This is a genomic window from Microcoleus asticus IPMA8 (assembly GCF_013179805.1).
GTDB lineage: Bacteria > Cyanobacteriota > Cyanobacteriia > Cyanobacteriales > Microcoleaceae > Microcoleus > Microcoleus asticus.
In genome coordinates this window covers 1-2047 of sequence record NZ_SRRZ01000276.1, presented here as the reverse complement: position 1 = coordinate 2047, position 2047 = coordinate 1, and the positions used below count along the sequence as shown (strand labels likewise).

Annotated in this window: 1 protein-coding gene and 1 pseudogene; one reads left to right on the top strand and one right to left on the bottom strand. The window is 40.5% G+C overall.

Annotated features, from left to right (window positions below):
* Positions 1-95: 95 nt before the first annotated feature.
* A pseudogene (locus tag E5S67_RS31770) lies at positions 96-203 on the top strand (transposase); the annotation flags it as partial.
* A gap of 66 nt (positions 204-269) precedes the next feature.
* On the opposite strand, the gene E5S67_RS31765 reads toward E5S67_RS31770, so the two are convergent.
* Complete coding sequence (locus tag E5S67_RS31765; RefSeq protein WP_172193433.1) at positions 270-1745, bottom strand: IS5 family transposase; 1476 nt, start codon at positions 1743-1745, stop codon at positions 270-272.
* Between the last annotated feature and the right edge of the window lie 302 nt (positions 1746-2047).

Genomic DNA, 2047 nt, shown 5'->3' with positions numbered 1-2047 from the left:
ATTATTCGCGAAAAATCTTCTCTTCATCCCTTGGGCTTGTCTTGGCAACTAGAATAACTGCTCCCTCTATTTATTGAGCCGATACAATTATGCCAATGATTGAAGCTGTAGGTGCGAGTGTTATCTGTTTATCCCCATACTCCCCAAATTTTAACCCCATTGAACTGTGGTGGTCACAGCTTAAATCTTTTTTACGTAGGGCTTGCTGAATAAGTCCAGAAAACTCAAAAAAAGTTCAATCGCTCATTCAAGCAAGCCGACAACTTAAGTTATTGTTTGAGTTGGCTACCGCACACATAACTTTTGATAATCATTGACCGGAAACAAGTTGTTACTGATGAAAATTGACACAAAAAAAGCCACAATAATCTTTTCAATCCTGCGACAATATTCATCACCAAAAAAGTAATTGCGCTCGCTGTTTTCGAGGTATTGTCAAGTTTTGCCATCACTCGATCGAGATTAAATCTGCGTTTGGCTTGTCCAAATTTTCCTTCTATAGCCTGACGGTCTTTCTCATCCTGTGCGGCTTGCTTCTTTTTTTCTTTACTAACATAAGCTGGCGGTCTTCCCAAAGCCGGACCGCTCATCCTAATTCCTCTTTCTTTACACCATGCTCGATTAGAGCGGGTGCGATAAATCTGGTCAGCATGAATTGATTCTGGATAATGGCCTGTGAATTCTTTAAAAGCTTCTACTTGGGTGATTAAGTCTCCTGATTCATTGAAGTTGTCCCAGCTAATTCGATCTAAAAATACATAGCCTTCAAAGCTGCTAGCTGACAGTTTAGCTCCAAATTCTGTATGTTTTCCTGCTTTACCTCTAGCTAGGGGGCGGAGATGAGGTTGTGTTAAACTGACAATTCTATCATCTATCTTGTTTGTCTTGTATTCGTACATCCACGCTTGCTGGCGGTAAACTTCTTGACAGACTAGCAGGAGCTTATATTGCTGTTTACTCAATTTTTCTAAGGATGCACCTAACTCGACTAATCTCTGAATATGGCAGAGGTTTCTTTTGATGTATTGCAGTTGTTTTTTAAGAGCTGTTATTTTTTTGCTATGTGATGCCCGCCTCTGTTTGGCAATTTTTAGGTAGTCTTTTCGGGCATTTTTGCGGTAGGTTCTGGGTTTTTTCTGGCAGAGGTCTCCGCTCGCATTGTAGAGGATATCTACAATCTTTTCTATTTGCATTCTTGCTCGATCAAGAATGCTTATGTATGTGGGATAGGTAATATCCGCGCTGGCACAAGTGGCATCTAATAGTAATTTTCCCTCTCGTCGCTTCTCACTTGGTTCTTCTGGTTGTTTTTTATTTGATTCAGATTTGGGGCTAGTAAATTCTCGAATTTTTGTCACCATTTTTTGGTTCCCTTTATTAACAAGATTGACACTTATTCTTTGTCGAAAATGAACCAATAGGGATGCGTAAAATGGGATTTCATTGCTGTAGTATGATAGACCAATAAAGTATTGTAGGTATGGGTTCTCTCTAATTTGTTCTACGGTTTCACGATCGCTCGTACCCAATTTCTCTTTGATGATTAATGCCCCCAATGCCATCCGAAACGATTTAGCTGGTGTTCCCAGAGATGAGGCAAAATTTTGAGCATATTCTGATTCAAATTCAGACCACGGTATCAGTTGGGCCATCATCACCCAACGGTTATCCGACGCTAATTTTCCTCTGTGGGGGAATTCAAAGCTTTCTGGTGGCGTGCCATCTGAGTCAACTTTTCGGTACACGAGTGTCAACGGTAGTGCAAGGGTTTTGTGCTATTTTACCTATTTTCCTTGCATTTGCCACTCTCCGGCGCGATCGTCCTCCACAGGCCCTGTAACCTTTTAGGTGATTATTCAGCAAGCCCTACGTAGGTTCGCTCCAATTACCACCTTGATGATTGATACAATAATTGCAGTTGCCCTCAACTTAATAAATTCTCAACATTTACAGCACATTGCAGGTAAATAGAGTACACTGAAAAATAGTAGATTAATAGCAGTAATGAAACCATTACCGATCGAACTTCGAGAAAAAGTGGTCAAAG